At 68.8% G+C, this 13,507-nt stretch carries 13 protein-coding genes and 1 pseudogene; 9 read left to right on the forward strand and 5 right to left on the reverse strand.

The features are described from left to right. Nucleotides 1-12 precede the first annotated feature (12 nt). The 5 genes from EGH23_RS20770 to EGH23_RS20790 all read left to right on the forward strand — a co-directional run bounded on the left by EGH23_RS20770 (nucleotide 13) and on the right by EGH23_RS20790 (nucleotide 3,054). Entirely contained in the window at nucleotides 13-384 is a 372-nt protein-coding gene (locus tag EGH23_RS20770) for a DUF3209 family protein (protein ID WP_220581906.1), read from the forward strand. Further along, on the forward strand, nucleotides 377-1,615 hold the full coding sequence (locus EGH23_RS20775; RefSeq protein ID WP_220581907.1) for an outer membrane protein assembly factor BamB family protein: 1,239 nt from the start codon (nucleotides 377-379) through the stop codon (nucleotides 1,613-1,615). The genes EGH23_RS20770 and EGH23_RS20775 overlap by 8 nt, the downstream gene beginning before the upstream one ends. 95 nt (nucleotides 1,616-1,710) lie before the next feature. Next, nucleotides 1,711-1,899 (forward strand): CbtB domain-containing protein, encoded by a 189-nt coding sequence (locus EGH23_RS20780; RefSeq protein WP_220581908.1) that lies wholly within the window; start codon nucleotides 1,711-1,713, stop codon nucleotides 1,897-1,899. Between the two features lies 1 nt (nucleotide 1,900). After that, nucleotides 1,901-2,704: a CbtA family protein gene (locus tag EGH23_RS20785; protein WP_220581909.1), complete on the forward strand. Its 804-nt coding sequence runs from the start codon at nucleotides 1,901-1,903 to the stop codon at nucleotides 2,702-2,704. Beyond that, the gene (locus EGH23_RS20790; RefSeq protein ID WP_220581910.1) at nucleotides 2,704-3,054 is read left to right on the forward strand and encodes a (2Fe-2S) ferredoxin domain-containing protein; all 351 of its coding nucleotides are present in this window, start codon (nucleotides 2,704-2,706) and stop codon (nucleotides 3,052-3,054) included. Before EGH23_RS20785 ends, EGH23_RS20790 begins: the two co-directional genes overlap by 1 nt. A gap of 66 nt (nucleotides 3,055-3,120) precedes the next feature. Here EGH23_RS20790 and EGH23_RS20795 read toward each other — a convergent pair whose 3' ends face one another. Next, the gene (locus EGH23_RS20795; protein WP_220581911.1) at nucleotides 3,121-5,268 is read right to left on the reverse strand and encodes a VWA domain-containing protein; all 2,148 of its coding nucleotides are present in this window, start codon (nucleotides 5,266-5,268) and stop codon (nucleotides 3,121-3,123) included. Nucleotides 5,269-5,303: 35 nt separating this feature from the next. Between EGH23_RS20795 and cobN the strand changes: the two genes are divergently transcribed. The 3 genes from cobN to EGH23_RS20810 are packed head-to-tail and all read left to right on the forward strand — an operon-like array spanning nucleotide 5,304 to nucleotide 10,694. Beyond that, on the forward strand, nucleotides 5,304-9,185 hold the full coding sequence (gene cobN / locus EGH23_RS20800) for a cobaltochelatase subunit CobN (protein WP_220581912.1): 3,882 nt from the start codon (nucleotides 5,304-5,306) through the stop codon (nucleotides 9,183-9,185). After that, nucleotides 9,175-9,930: a precorrin-8X methylmutase gene (locus EGH23_RS20805; RefSeq protein ID WP_220581913.1), complete on the forward strand. Its 756-nt coding sequence runs from the start codon at nucleotides 9,175-9,177 to the stop codon at nucleotides 9,928-9,930. The genes cobN and EGH23_RS20805 overlap by 11 nt, the downstream gene beginning before the upstream one ends. Beyond that, complete coding sequence (locus tag EGH23_RS20810; RefSeq protein WP_220581914.1) at nucleotides 9,927-10,694, forward strand: cobalt-precorrin-7 (C(5))-methyltransferase; 768 nt, start codon at nucleotides 9,927-9,929, stop codon at nucleotides 10,692-10,694. Before EGH23_RS20805 ends, EGH23_RS20810 begins: the two co-directional genes overlap by 4 nt. A gap of 225 nt (nucleotides 10,695-10,919) precedes the next feature. Here EGH23_RS20810 and EGH23_RS20815 read toward each other — a convergent pair whose 3' ends face one another. The 3 genes from EGH23_RS20815 to EGH23_RS20825 form a co-directional block, all read right to left on the reverse strand. Then, the gene (locus EGH23_RS20815; protein ID WP_220581915.1) at nucleotides 10,920-11,279 is read right to left on the reverse strand and encodes a group I truncated hemoglobin; all 360 of its coding nucleotides are present in this window, start codon (nucleotides 11,277-11,279) and stop codon (nucleotides 10,920-10,922) included. Between the two features lie 168 nt (nucleotides 11,280-11,447). Continuing rightward, on the reverse strand, nucleotides 11,448-11,900 hold the full coding sequence (locus EGH23_RS20820) for a MaoC family dehydratase (RefSeq protein ID WP_220581916.1): 453 nt from the start codon (nucleotides 11,898-11,900) through the stop codon (nucleotides 11,448-11,450). 107 nt (nucleotides 11,901-12,007) lie between these two features. After that, nucleotides 12,008-12,847: a VOC family protein gene (locus EGH23_RS20825; RefSeq protein WP_220581917.1), complete on the reverse strand. Its 840-nt coding sequence runs from the start codon at nucleotides 12,845-12,847 to the stop codon at nucleotides 12,008-12,010. Nucleotides 12,848-12,872: 25 nt separating this feature from the next. Here EGH23_RS20825 and EGH23_RS20830 point away from each other — a divergent pair, with 25 nt between their 5' ends. Continuing rightward, on the forward strand, nucleotides 12,873-13,295 hold the full coding sequence (locus EGH23_RS20830) for a winged helix-turn-helix transcriptional regulator (protein ID WP_220581918.1): 423 nt from the start codon (nucleotides 12,873-12,875) through the stop codon (nucleotides 13,293-13,295). Between the two features lie 3 nt (nucleotides 13,296-13,298). On the opposite strand, the pseudogene EGH23_RS20835 reads toward EGH23_RS20830, so the two are convergent. Continuing rightward, nucleotides 13,299-13,507: pseudogene (locus tag EGH23_RS20835) on the reverse strand (IS6 family transposase); the annotation flags it as partial.

A 13,507-nucleotide genomic window follows, 5' to 3' on the forward strand; every position in this document is an offset into this window, starting at 1 on the left:
ACCACACGATACATGAGCTGTTACGAAATCGAGGCCCTCCGACTGGGCCTCATGAACGTCCTCGGTACCGAAGACGAACACGCGCGCCGGCACGCGGAACGAGAGCTGGACGGTCACATGACCGGCCCGATAGAAGCGCTGGCGAACGCGGAGACGCTCGCGGCCGTCGAGCGCCACCTCGACGCCGCGCTCGTGGACCTGGAGGAGGAGATCGCGCGGGCGGACGCGGACACCGACGAGTACGACTACATGCGCGGGCGACTCGTCGCCGTTCGGGACGCCGAGCGAGCGGTGAGTCGAATCACGGCGCAGGGCGAGGACGTCCTCTCGGGTCTCGGCGAGGCCCACGACGTGCTCCACGAGGCGTTCCCGGTCGATGAGTAGCCGGGTCCCGACCGCATCGCTCGGCGATATCCCGCCGGCCCGCTCCCGGCAACGGGGCCGCCGGTCGGCGGTCGCGCTCGCCGGGGACCTCGCGGTCGTCGGGACGGCAGACGGTGACCTGCGCGGGTTCGCCGTCCGAGACGAAGGGGAGCCGATCCCGAAGTGGCACCACGAGACCGTCGGCGAACCGAGCGTGGTGTCGGCCGCGCCGTTCGACGGCGGCGTCGTCGTCGGCGAGCGGAGCCCCCGCGGCGCGATACGCTGTCACGAGTCCGACGGGGCGGTCCGCTGGCGCTACGACGCGCGGACCGATATCGGCGGGCCGCAGCGCGACACCCGTTTTCTCCTACCGTTCGTCGCCGACGTCGTCATCGACGGGAAACGGTGTTACGCCGCCGCCAGACGGTACGAGCGACGACCCGAGGGCGGCGAGACGGAGCGCCGCTTCGAGAGCCTCGTCTACGCGTTCGCGCCGAACGGCACCGTCGAGTGGACCTACCGAGCCGACGCCTCGCCGATCTCGCTGTCGGTCCGCGACGACCGGCTCGCCGTCGCGTACAACCGCTGTCCCGGCGATCACCAGCGCGGGCTGGTCGTCCTCGATACCGACGACGGGACGCCGGCCTGGACGTGGGACCCCGGAGCGGATGGCCAACGCCGCGTCGGTGACGTGGCGTTGCTCGGTGACGGCGCGCTTCTGGCCAGCCACGGCGACTACTGCGGCTATCGACTCGGCGACGGCGGCGCGCGACGGTGGCGACTCCCGCTGGCGACGCCGCGGGCCGTCGACGGGGAGACGGTGTACGCGTATCCGAACCACGTCCGCGCGACCGAGTCCGGTGCGGTGTTCGTCACCGGCAACACCTACCCCGAAGGCGGTCGGGAGACCGAGGCGCGCCATCCCGCCGAACACACCGCCGTCGGCGTCTCGCCGGACGGCGGCCGCCGCTGGTCGTCGTCCGTCGGCGGCTTCGCCGGCGGCCTCGGGACCGACGGCTCGCTGGTGGCCGTGCCGGGCGCACAGCACTTCCGCGACCGCGACGCCGATCGGCACGGGTTGCGGGTGTTCGACGTCGCGGACGGCCGCGTCGGCACCTTCGATACGGACGGGATCGTGACCGCGGCGGCGGTCGAGGGCGAGACGGTCGTCGCCGTCGAGGAACCGGTCGTCTACCACGACGAGGGACGCGAGCGCGGAGCCTACCGGCTCCATCGCCGCTCGCTGTCGTAAGTTCCGCCGCCGACGACGCGGTGACGCGTCCGGCCACCGACGACGGTCCTCGAAAGTTTTACAACCAAGCTTGTTCTTTCACAAGTGCAGTTACAATGGCTGCCGCACCCACCACCGTTCACGGTCGTATCGAGAACGTCCGGACCGAACTGACGCCGACGCAGTTGGCCGCCGGCCTGCTGTTCGTCGCCGCGCTGGGCGTCACGCTCCTGTTCGTGCAGGACCCGCTCGTGCACGATTCGATGCACAGCTTCCGCCACGCGGCGGGCATCTCCTGTCACTGAGATGCTCGTCGAGTACCTGACGCGAGGGGTGAAAGCGGGCGTCGTCGCCGGACTGGTCTTCGGGCTGTTCCTGGCGGTCGCGGCCAATCCGCTCGTCGCCCACGCCGACGCGGTGAACCACGCCGCGGACGAGACGGATCACGGCGTCGACGCCGAGAACCACGCCGACGCGCACGGTCACGGGGCAGGCGGTAGCGAGGGAGGCGACCATCACGAGACGGCCGCCTCGGCGGCGGTCGACGAGATCGTGAGCGTCCTCGCCGGCGCGGCGTGGGCCGTCGCGCTCGGCGGCGTCTTCTTCGGTCTCGCCTTCTACCTCCTCGAACCCGCGATTCCCGGTACCGGTGCGACCAAGAGCTACCTGCTCGGAGCCGCCGGGTTCGTCACCGTCTCCGGCGCGCCGTGGCTGGCGTTGCCGCCGGCGTCGCCGGGCGCACAGCAGTCGCTGGCGGTCGCCACTCGCCTCCCGCTCTACGCAGGGATGATGATCGCCGGCGCGGTCGCCTGTCTGCTCGCCGGCTACGCGTACAATCGGCTCGCCGCGTCGAACGGTCGGGTGCTCGCGACGCTCGGCGCGTCGCTCTCCCTGTGCCTGCTCGCGGTGCCGGCCGCGCTCGCACCGGCGAACGCGGTACGGGGCGCGCTCTCGCCGGAGCTACGGAACGGACTGGTCGGGCTGTCCGTCTTCGGACAGGTCGTGCTGTGGCTGGTCCTCTCGGCGGCGCATGCCCAACTGCGGTCGGGCGAGCCGTCGGGGACGGATCGCTCGACGACGGACGCCCGAAACGCCGCCACGGCGGACTGATGCGCGACCGCACGAGCGAGGTCCGCGAACGGGGGTTCACCGACCACGTGCTGGTCTGTACGAACGGTCGGGAGTCCGAGTACGCGGCCTGTGCCGACGCTCACGGTCCGGCCGTCTACGACGCGGTGAGCGAATGGCTACGCGACCGCGACGTCTTCTGGTCGCACGTCCACGTCGCGGAGACGAGCTGCCTCGGGCTGTGTAGCGCCGACGGCACCGCCGTCGCCATCCACCCCCGCAACCGCTGGTACTCCGACGTCACTCCCGAGGAGGTCCCGACCCTGCTCCGTGCCGAGTTCGGCGAGGACGCGTCCCGACTCGGCGTCGAGACCGCGAACAATCAGGAGTGACGGCGTCGATCGCGGTCGAACAGACGTTTCCCCTACTTTTCGAGCCGTCGACGGCACGTCGACGAGTCAGCGCTCGGCGAACGCGTCGATCCGCTCGGCGGTCAGCGCCGAGAGCGGGACGACGGCGGCGTCGGTGGCCGAGGCGACGGCGTCTGTCAGCCCCGCCCGCGTCTCCGCTCCGGCGTCGACGACGACCGTCCGGTCGGCGACCGCTCCGAGTCGGTCGGCGGCGTCCCGAGTCGCCGCCGTCGGACTCCCCTCGGCGGCGTTGGACTTGCCGTCCGTGACGACGACGGCGACGGCCGCCTCGGGGTCCGCTCGGGTCAGCACCTCGGCGGCGGTCGAGAGGCCGGCCGGGAGCGGCGTCCGGTCGCCGGCGGGAAGGTCCTTCAGGTGGCGGGCGGCCAGCGAGACGCTGTCGGTCGGCGGGAGGACCACGTCGGCGTCCTCGCCGGCGAAGGTGACGACGGCGACCTCGTCGCGGGCCTGATAGGCGTCCCGCAGCAGTTCGAGGACGCACCCCTTCGCGGTCCGCATCGCCGGTCGCATCGACGCGCTGGCGTCTATCGCGAAGACGACTAGCGTCCCGGCGTCGCCCTTCCGAACCGACCGCCGGAGGTCGCGGGAACTGACTTGGCCGCTCCCGCGCCGTGCCGCCGCGCGGACCGAGGCGGCGGCGTCGACGGTATCGCTCCCCTCGGCGCGTTCGGTTCGGACGGTCGCTCCCCGGTCGGTCCCCGCGGCGGTCGCTCGCCCGCTCGCGGCACTCCCGTCGGTATCGACCGTCGGCGACTCGACCTCGGGTCGGGCGCTGTCACCGACCGCGGCGCGGGACTGGCCGGGGAGTAGCGGCGTCGCATCTCCGCCGTCTGCGTCGTCGTCCTCGCCCGGACGCTCGCTCTCGCCGTCACCCATCTCGGCTGGCTGTGGCTCGCCAGCGTCGGCGGTACTGTCGTCCTCGTCCGCGGTCCCGTCGTCTGACGTATCTCGCTGGCCGTCACCGTTCGCTGCCGACTGTTCGTCTTCCTCCGCGGAACCCGTCGAACCCGGGTCTCGGGTGTCCCGGTCGCCGTCCGAGGCCTCGTCGTCGCCCGACTCTCCGTCATCTCCGTCAGAGTTCCCGTCATCTCCTTCGGTCTCGCCGTCGCGTTCCTCGGACTCGGCGTCCGACTGCTCGTCGTCCGATGCCTCGTCCTCGAAGTGGTCGTCGAGGACGTCCTCGACGGCGGGCGCGCTCTCGAAGGGGTCGGACCGCAACCGGTGCGGGAGCGCGAAGGTCGCCGCCCGCTCGACGTCCGTCTCCAGGACCGCCGTTCGCCCGTCGAGCGCGGCGAACGTCCGGGCGGCGCGGGCGGTGGCGATGTCGGCGCGGTGCCCGTCCACGCCGGCGTCCCGGCAGAGCTCGGCGATCGACTCGCGGAACTCGCGGGCCAGTTCGACGCCGCCGAGTAGCTCGCGAGCGGTGTGCAGTCGGTCGGCCGGTGGCTGTGCCCGTTCGTCGCCTCCGTCGTCCGCGTCGTCGGTCTGGTCGCCGAGCGCTCGGTCGATGATGCGCACGCGTTCTTCGATGGGCTCGCAGGCGGTCACCTCGGTCTGGAGCGCGAACCGGTCCCTGAACTGCGGGCGGAGGTCGCCCTCCTCGGGGTTCATCGTCCCGACGAGCGTGAACTCGGCGGGATGGGTGACGGTCACGCCGTCGCGCTCGACCCGGTTGTAGCCGCTCGCGGCGGCGTCGAGAAGCACGTCGACGAGGTGGTCGTCGAGGAGGTTCACCTCGTCCACGTAGAGGATCCCCCGGTTGGCCCGCGCGAGCAACCCGGGGTCGAACTCGGCGTCGCCGGCCAGCGCGTCGGCGACCGAGAGCGTGCCGACGACGCGGTCCCGCGTGGCACCCAGGGGCAGCGTCACCAGCGGCGGGGACCGCTCCTCGACAGGTGGGTCATCGCGCGCGCGGCAGTCGGAACACTGAGCGTCCGAATCTCCGGGGGGACAGCCGTACGGGCAGTCCGCGACTGCTCGCTGTGCGGGCAATAGCTCCGCGAGCGCCCGCACCGCCGTCGACTTGGCGGTGCCCTTCTCGCCGCGAATCAGCAGTCCGTCGAGGGCGTCGTCGGCCGCGACGGCCAGCAGCCCCTCTTTGAGGTCGCGCTGCCCCACGACCGACTCGAAGGCCGGTGCCTGCGAAGCTTTTTTGTCCGCACCGAATACAACCATACTTGTGTTAGACACAGCGAGGTTTTAATAACGTTATGTCACAGCTCGGACTCTACACCGCGACGGAGAACGAACTCGGGGCCGTCCAGCGGGCCGCGGCGGAGGTCGACGCCGACCTCGTCGTCCGCTCGGAGAGCGACCTCGACGACGAGACCGAAGCCGAGGCGTTTATCGACGAACTGACCGACGTCACGGCCGTCGTCCTCTGGCTCCACGGGGCCGAGGACAGCATGCCCAGCTACGAGCGGGCGGTCGAGCGGTTGCGGGACGCGGGCGTTCCGCTCGTGGTGAAGGCCACCGGCGACGCCTTCGCGTACGAGGATACGTCCGTACCGGACGACCACCGCGAGACGGTGTCCGACTACCTGGATCGGGGCGGCGCGAGCAACGTCGCCAACTGCCTGCGCTACCTGATCGCTCAGTACGGCGATTCGGACCCGGGCTACGACGACCCGGTGGCGCTCCCCACGGAGGGCGTCTACCACCCGGACCATCCGGGTGCGAGCTACGAGGAACTGCGGGCGACGTTCGACCCGGCGAAACCGACCGTCGCCGTGTGGTTCTACGAGTCCCACTGGACGCACGAGAACACCCGCTACGTGGACGCGCAGGTCCGGGCCATCGAGGCCCAGGGGGCGAACGCGCTCCCGATATTCTGCGAACCGGCGACCGACACAGAGGAGCAGTGGAACGCCGAGCGAGTCACGGAGGAGTGGCTCCTCGACGCCGACGGGGATCCGCTCGTCGACGCCGTCTGCTCGTCGTTCATGTTCTCGCTGTCGATGGACGAGCGGGGCCGCAGCGCGGACGGGGAGGGCGAGAGCGCCGAGGACGTCTTCCTCGACAGACTGGGCGTCCCGGTCCTCCAGACCGTGACGACGATGCGCTCGCGGTCGCGCTACGACTCCAGCGATACCGGCGTGATGGGCTTCGAACTCGCGCTTTCGGTGGCGCTGCCCGAGTTCGACGGCAACGTGGTCACGCACCCGATCTCCGGGAAGGAGCGCACCGAGGACGCCGCCGACATCGGGAGCGCGCCGAAGCAGCACTTCCCGATAGCGGACCGGGTCGACCACGTCGCCAGACTGGCCGTCAACTGGGCCGAACTGCGTCACACGCCCAATGGGGAGAAACGGGTCGCCGTCGTGCTCCACAACTACCCGCCGAGCGACGACGGCATCGGGACGGCGTTCGGACTGGACTCCCCGGAGAGCGCCGTCAACCTGCTCGACGAACTGGCCGCGAGAGGGTACGAACTCGGTGATACGATGCCCGAGAGCGGTCAGTCCCTCGTCGAGCGTCTGACCGCTCAGTTGACGCTCGACGACCGCTGGGTCGCGCCCGAGGACGTCCGCGAGATGAGCGTCGACACCGTCTCCCCGACTCAGTACGGCGAGTGGTTCGCGGCGCTCGACGAGAGCTTCCGCGCGAACGTCCGCGAGGAGTGGGGCGACCCGCCGGAGCGCTCCTTCGCTATCCCCGGCGTCGAGTTCGGGAACGTCCTCGTCACCGTTCAGCCGCCGCGGGGCTTCGGGATGGACCCCTCGAAGGTCTATCACGACTCCGACCTGCAACCGCCCCACGACTACGTCGCGTTCTACCGCTGGCTCCGCAACGAGTACGACGCCGACGCCGTCGTCCACTTGGGTACCCACGGCAGTTTAGAGTGGCTCCCCGGCAAGACCGTCGGACTGGACGGCGAGAGCGCGCCGGACCAGCTGATCGACGATATCCCGAACGTCTACCCCTACATCGTCAACAACCCGGGCGAGGGAACACAGGCCAAGCGCCGGTCGTACGCCGCCATCGTCGACTACCTGACGCCGGTGATGGCCAACGCCGGGACGTACGACGACCTCGCGGACTTAGAGGAACTGGCCGACCGCTACCGCGAGGCCGGCATGGAGGACGCCCGGACCGACGACGGCGAGCACCTCGCCGAGCGAATCAGGGAGACGGTGGACGAACTGGACCTCGCCGCGGAACTCGGAATCGCGGGCGACATCTCCGAGAAGGCCGACGTGCGTGGTCCCGACGAAGCGGGGTCGACGCTGGCCGAGGGGTCGGTCGACGGTGACGAAGTAGCCATCGACGAACTCGTCGAACGGGTCCACGAGTACCTCACCGACGTGAAGACGACCCAGATTCGGAAGGGGTTGCACACGATGGGCGAACCGCCCGAGGACGACCGGCTCGTCGACTACCTCGTCGCGCTCACCCGACTGGAGAACCCCGGCGCGCCCTCGTTGCGCGAGAGCGTCGCGGGCGTCCTCGGCGTGGACTACGACAGACTTCGGAACGCCCCCGGCGAGTACGACGAGGCGCTCGAGATGACCTACGCCGAGGCCGCCGACCGCGTCCACGAGACGAGCCTCGACCTCGTGGCGACGCTCGCCGACCACGATTTCGACGTGCCCGAGAGCGAACTCGCCGACGGCGACTCGGAGGTGAACATGAACCTCCTCGTCGTCGGTCTCGACCCGCTCGGCGACGCCAGGGCGAAATCGGGCGCACACGACCGGTTGCGCGAGGCGCTGACCTATATCTGCGAGGAGGCCGCGCCACGGGTGGCCGGCGCGGCCGACGAGATCCCGCGCACCGCTGACGCCCTCGCCGGCGAGTACGTCCCGCCCGGCGGCTCCGGTGCGCCGACGCGCGGCGGCGTCGACCTCCTGCCGACGGCCCGGAACTTCTACACGCTCGACCCGCGGAAAGTGCCCGCGAAGACGGCGTGGGACGTGGGTAGCGAGGTCGCCGAGGGCGTCCTCGACCGCCACGAGACCGAGGAAGGGGAGTACCCCGAGGAGATCGGCGTCGTCGTCTGGGGGACGCCGACGGTCCGCACGCGCGGCGAGACCATCGCACAGGTGCTCGCGCTGATGGGCGTCGAACCGGTCTGGTCCGACGCCGGCCGCGTCGAGGACGTGGAACCGATACCGCTCGACGACCTCGGTCGGCCGCGAATCGACGTGACGACGCGCGTCTCCGGCCTGTTCCGCGACGCGTTCCCGGCGGCCGCGAGCGTCGTCCACGACGCCGTCGACGCCGTCGTCGAACTGGACGAGCCCCGCGAGATGAACTACGTGAAGAAACACGTCGACGAGGAGACCGAGGACCTCGTGGCCGAGGGGATGGACGAGTCCGACGCCGAGTCGGCCGCGACGCGGCGCGTGTTCACCACCAGACCCGGCGGCTACGGCGCGGGGACGAACAAGGCCGTCGACGAGGGCAACTGGGAGGACCGCTCGGACCTCGCGGACGTGTACGTCCAGTGGGGCGGCTACGCGATGGGGTCGCGGGGTCGCGTCAGCGAGGCTCACGACGCGTTCGAGCGGCGGTTGGGAAGCGTCGAAGCGACCGTCAAGATCGAGGACACGGCCGAACAGGACGAGTTCGACAGCTCGGACTGGTACGCCTTCCACGGCGGGTTCATCAGCGCAGTCTCGGAGATAGCCGGCGAGGAACCGGCCTCCTACGTCGGCGACTCGGCTGACCCCGATAACGTTTCGGTCTACACGAACGAGGAGAAGGTCCGGAAGGCGATGCGAGCCCGCGTCCTCAATCCGAGTTGGCTCGACTCGATGGAAGAACACGACTACAAGGGTGCCGGCGATCTCTCGACGACCGTCGACGTAGTGCTCGGCTGGGACGCGACGACCGGCGTTGTCAGCGACGCGCTGTGGGACGACGTCGCCGAGAAGTACGCCCTCGACGAGGACCGACAGGACTGGCTCCGGGACGTGAACCCGTGGGCCTTGGAGAGCATCACGGACACCCTCCTCGAAGCTATCGACCGCGGCCTCTGGGACGCCAGCGAGGAGATGACCGACCGACTTAGGGACGTCAACCTCTCCGTCGACGGCGACATCGAGGCCCGCGCCGGCGGCCCACTAGAGGTGACCAGCGATGACGACTGAGGACGGCGAGACGGCCGAGACGTTCGAGGAGTACGCCGACCTCGGCGCGACGACGGGGGACGCGATGGAGATCGCCGAGACGAGCATGGACCGCGTGCGCGAACTCGTCCCGGACGAGACGCTGGGCGACCGCGTCCGGCAGAAGGCCGTCCACGCGACGGGCGACCCCGAGTTCCAGCACCTCGTGCGCTTCTCGGGAGCCGACGAGTCGGCGGCGGTACGGGCCGGTGCCCGCGCGGTGCTCGACGAACGACCGATCGTCACCGACATCACGATGGTGAAAGCCGGCGTCACGGGTCGCGGCCACGGCTGTCCGGTGCGGAAGGCCATCGGCAACGGGTCCGAGTTGGCGGAGCGGACGGGGATGACCCGGACGGCCGCGTCGGTCCTCGAACTCGACCGACGGGGCGTCTACGACGACGCCGTCGCCGTCGTCGGCAACGCGCCCACGGCCGCGCTCGCGCTCGCCGACTGCGTCGAGGACGGGACCCGCCCCGCCGTCGTCGTCGCCACGCCGGTCGGCTTCGTCAAGGCCGCGAAGAGCCGACAGCGCGTCCGAGAGGTCGCGCGGGAATACGGCGTGCCGGCGATCACGACCGTCGGGCGCCGCGGCGGCAGCGGGCTGGCTGCGGGGCTGACGAACGAACTCGTCCACGTCGCGAGCGACGCCAGGGACGGCGAACTCTCCCTGACTCGCGCCGACGACCGCACCGCTCCGAGAGAGGAGGGAACCGACCGGTCATGACCGAGGACTACGACCTGAGCGAGGGGCCGGACCCGGCGGCGGTGGCGGCCGCACGACCCGAAACCGACGCTGCGAGGGCGGAATCGGCGGTTGCCGCCGTCGGTATCGGACCGGGGAACCCGGAGTATCTGACTCCCCGAGGTCGGCGGGCGATACGCGAAGCCGACGTCGTCGTCGGGTTCGAGACCGTCGTCGAGTTCGTCGCCGGCGAGACGGACGCCGAACTGCTGACCTGCGGGTACGACGACGAGCGCGAGACGCTCGAAGCGTTCGCGGGAAGCGTCGCCGACGGAGCGAGCGGAACGGCCGTGCTGATGGGCGATCCGAACCACTCGGGCTACCAGTTCGTCGGAAAGGTCCAGCGAGCGGTCGACGCCCCGGTTCGGGTCGTCCCCGGGATCTCCTCGCTCCAGGTAGCCGCGAGCCGCGCCAGGACGCCGATGGAGGACACCGAGTTCGTGACGCTCCACAAGAGCGGTGACCTGGCGGCCGACCTCGACCGACTCCGCGAGAACGTCGGCGAGCGACACCTGCTCGTCCTCCCCCGTCCGTACGACCGGATGCCCGGGGACATCGCGCGGACGCTCGTCGACGCCGGCGGAGACGAGACGCTCGACGCGCTCGTACTGGAACGGCTGACTCACGCCGACGAGTCCGTGACCGAGACGACGCTCGGCGAACTGGCCGCGGCGGGGGCAGGCGCGGACGAACCGGCCTTCTCGGACCTCTCCGTTCTCGCCGTGCGGGCCGAGCCGTCGGGCTGACGGCGCCCGCCCCACGGCCGGTATCGCCCCTTCGACGCGGCGTAGCGAGCGCCGCCGCTTCGGGGCGCCCATCGACCCACGCTCTCGCCTTTCCGGCACCACTCGACGTCGCTACTGTGGGGCTGTACGGGACTGCCGCTCGTTGCAGACCGCTCTCGACCGACGGAGCGTCACTCGAGAGCCGCGGGCGAAGATCATTCCATCTCCGCCGGTCCTCTTAGAGACTCACCGGCCGAGCACCGGGTCCTTGAGCGCCATCACCTCGGCCATGATCGCCTCGACGCTGTCGTCGTCGACCCCGTTCGCTCGAAGCGCCGATTCGAGATAGTCCCCGACGGCTTCGAAGTCTTCTTCGTCGATATCGAGATGCGCGTGCGCCTCGCGCATGTCGTCGCCCCCGTAGTCGACGGGACCGCCAGCGACTGCGCTGATGAATTGGATCTGATGAGCACGTAGTTCGTCCATGTCCATCCCCTCGAAGTAGGGCGTAAGTCGTTCGTCCGAAAGGACTCGATCGTAGAAGTCGGCGACGACTGCTTCGACCGCGTCTCTCCCGCCGATCTCCCGATAGATTGTCTGAGGCATTGCGTTCGTGGAGGGTAGTCGCCGCACCGGAATACGCCCTATCGCTAAGATATTCGGCCTTATTTAACTCCACGATAGTCGGTAACAAGGGGTGTGGTAGAAGGCGGCTCTCTCACGTCGCCCCGGAAGTGCAGTTACGAACGTCTCGACGGTACCTCTACAGAGCCCTCAGTTGCTGTCGCGACGGAGGACGATGGTCGTCGCGATCCACGAGAGAACCGTGTCGCCGTCTTGGTTGTACGCGCGGGTCTGATTGCGCACGTAGCCCCGGTCGTCGCGGCTTTCCGATAGTCGGGTATCGAGAATTTCGTTTTCGACAGTCAGAGTGTCGCCGGCGTACACGGGCGTCGACCAAGACAGTTCGTCTAGTCCCGGCGAGCCGATACTCGCCATCTCTCCGAGAAACTCGTCGACGAGCAGCCGCATACAGAGACACGCAGTGTGCCAACCACTGGCGATAATATCGCCGAACGTACTCTCCGACGCCATCTCTTCGTCGACGTGTATCGGTTGCGGGTCGTACCGTTCGGAGAACGCGATCATCTCCTCTTTCGAAACGGTGTAGCTTCCGACGTCCCTTGTCGTTCCCTCGGCGATGTCCTCGAAGTAAATGTCTGACATCAGGCGGTTATCCGGCTCGAGGGATTATATAACGAGTGACATTCCCCTCGCCGTGAACGGCGCGGTCATCTCCCCGTAGACAGGCAGAACCCTATCGATGACGGGAGTCACGTTCGGGCGCGGAACCGAACTTCGATATCGTCCGGTCCCATGACTGAGATGCCGTCGTCCGTCTCGGTTACCGTGTACGGGCTGTCCGCGGTTCGGTCTTCGAGCTCGCCGAGCGCCGCCGCGTCGGGAAGGACCACTTCGAACCAGGACAGCCCTCTGCCGCCGACCGGTCCCGAACGATGGTTCCAGGTGTTCGCACCGACGTGATGGTGGTATCCGCCGGCACCGACGAAGAGCGCGGCCGACATCTCTGTCTGTACCTCGAACCCGATGGTATCCACGTAGAAGTCGCTGAAGGTCTCCAGCGAGGACACCTCGAGGTGGACGTGCCCGACGTCCGTCCCAGTGGGAAGCCCCGCTTCGCCGGCGGCCGCGGCTTCTACCGGGTCGAGGTCGAGCGGATACGTCCCCATCCGAACGCGTCCGTCGTCGCCGCGAGGCCAGTCCTCGCGCGGGTAGTCCCGGTAGATCTCGATGCCGTTGCCCTCCGGGTCAGTCAGGTACAGCGCCTCGCTGACGCCGTGGTCGGACGCGCCGCCGAGTTGCCAGTGGTTCCGTATCCGGGCCAACGCGTCCCCCAGCGCCTCGCGTGAGGGGACTCTGAAGGCGTTGTGAAAGAGCCCCGCACTGGATCCGTGTCGTTCGAGCGCGTTTTCAGCCCCCTCCAAGACGAGGAGCGGTGTGTCCTCGACACCGAGAACGGCGCCGGTGTCGGAGTGACGGAGCACACTGAGCCCGACGACGTCCCGGTAGAACCCGGAGATCTCTTCGAGGTCGTTGACGCGAAGTGCGGTCCGTCCGATACGCGTTTCTCGCGGGAGTACGTCTGAACTCATGAGAGTAGATTGAATGTAGTCCCTTATCCGTCTATGGCGGAATCCGGACATCTGTAACGTCATTGGGGCGGTCGAAGAGGTGGGCTCGAAGTGGAAACTCGTCGTGCTCAACGACCTGCGAGACGGGGAAAAGCGGTTCAACGAACTCGAACGGTCGACGGGGGCGAGTTCCTACACGCTGTCTCGCGTCCTCGACGATCCGGAAGAGGCGGGATTCGTCGATAATCGCAGGGAACTGGAGTCGCCGGTCGCCAGTTACTACGCGCTGACTGAGAAGGGGGGCGATCTCTGTCCCGTCTTCGACGCGTTAGACGAATGGGGAGCTACCTGGCTCGAACGACCGAACGGTGCTCGAACGGCTGAACCGCCCGTTATTCGCGCTAAACGCATCACAGACGGACTACCGTTCGTGACGGGACTCGGTTCTGAGCCGGGGGTTATATGGTAGTGTTTAGTTTGGAGTATTGTGCCAGCGAGCGAAGCTCTGTAACCAATTTTCGGCTGTTTCGGGTTCAACGTGGCTGAAGCAGTTTGAAAACGACGAGGTTCGTCGCTTCAGCTCTCGAAAGATTCGTTCGACAGCGTTCCGATTTCCGTGGCGACGTATCTGAAATTGGAGTCCGGTTCGTTGAAGTGCTGTTTGGAGGTGTTGAGCGCCAT

Source organism: Haloarcula nitratireducens, assembly GCF_019599505.1.

Coding starts and splice junctions, on each gene's coding strand:
- EGH23_RS20775 (WP_220581907.1), top strand. CDS start 377: ATGAGTAGCCGGGTCCCGACCGCATCGCTCGGCGATATCCCGCCGGCC.
- EGH23_RS20780 (WP_220581908.1), top strand. CDS start 1,711: ATGGCTGCCGCACCCACCACCGTTCACGGTCGTATCGAGAACGTCCGG.
- EGH23_RS20805 (WP_220581913.1), top strand. CDS start 9,175: ATGACGACTGAGGACGGCGAGACGGCCGAGACGTTCGAGGAGTACGCC.
- EGH23_RS20770 (WP_220581906.1), top strand. CDS start 13: ATGAGCTGTTACGAAATCGAGGCCCTCCGACTGGGCCTCATGAACGTC.
- EGH23_RS20810 (WP_220581914.1), top strand. CDS start 9,927: ATGACCGAGGACTACGACCTGAGCGAGGGGCCGGACCCGGCGGCGGTG.
- EGH23_RS20825 (WP_220581917.1), bottom strand. CDS start 12,847: ATGAGTTCAGACGTACTCCCGCGAGAAACGCGTATCGGACGGACCGCA.
- cobN (WP_220581912.1), top strand. CDS start 5,304: ATGTCACAGCTCGGACTCTACACCGCGACGGAGAACGAACTCGGGGCC.
- EGH23_RS20790 (WP_220581910.1), top strand. CDS start 2,704: ATGCGCGACCGCACGAGCGAGGTCCGCGAACGGGGGTTCACCGACCAC.
- EGH23_RS20785 (WP_220581909.1), top strand. CDS start 1,901: ATGCTCGTCGAGTACCTGACGCGAGGGGTGAAAGCGGGCGTCGTCGCC.
- EGH23_RS20820 (WP_220581916.1), bottom strand. CDS start 11,900: ATGTCAGACATTTACTTCGAGGACATCGCCGAGGGAACGACAAGGGAC.
- EGH23_RS20795 (WP_220581911.1), bottom strand. CDS start 5,268: ATGGTTGTATTCGGTGCGGACAAAAAAGCTTCGCAGGCACCGGCCTTC.
- EGH23_RS20815 (WP_220581915.1), bottom strand. CDS start 11,279: ATGCCTCAGACAATCTATCGGGAGATCGGCGGGAGAGACGCGGTCGAA.